Source organism: Rhodococcus sp. ARC_M6 (assembly GCF_022810305.1).
Taxonomy (GTDB): domain Bacteria; phylum Actinomycetota; class Actinomycetes; order Mycobacteriales; family Mycobacteriaceae; genus Rhodococcus_F.
On sequence record NZ_JALGQH010000084.1, the window covers coordinates 1 to 495 of the forward strand.

1 protein-coding gene is annotated in these 495 nt (G+C 66.5%); it reads left to right on the forward strand.

Going from position 1 to position 495, the window contains the following annotated elements; genetic code table 11:
• The coding region (locus tag MTX36_RS29480) for a cholesterol oxidase substrate-binding domain-containing protein (protein ID WP_279395138.1) at window positions 1–495 on the forward strand (495 nt) is incomplete at both ends.

The window sequence follows — 495 nt, forward strand, 5'->3', positions numbered from 1 at the left end:
GACCACCGTCGCCGGCCTCGCCGTCACCAACGCCAACGACATCTGGGGCTGGTCCAAAGACGTCCAGTTCTACATCAAAGCCACCACCCTCCGACTGACCGAAGGCGGCGGCGCCGTCATCACCTCCCGCGCCAACATCGGCCAGGTCATCCACGACTTCACCGCGTGGTACAACGGCCGCATCGAGCACTACCGCTCCCTCGGCCAGTTCCCCCTCAACGGACCCGTCGAAATCCGCTGCTGCGGCCTCGACCAAGCCGATGACGTCCAAGTCCCCTCCGCCGGCGCCCCCACCATCTCCGCGATGCGCCCCCGCCCGGACCACCCCGAGTGGGACACCGCGATCTGGCTCAACGTCCTCGGCGTCCCCGGCACTCCCGGCATGTTCGCGTTCTACCGCGAAATGGAACAGTGGATGCGCAGCCACTACAACGACGACAACGCGACCTTCCGCCCCGAATGGTCCAAGGGCTGGGCATTCAGCAGCGAACTACC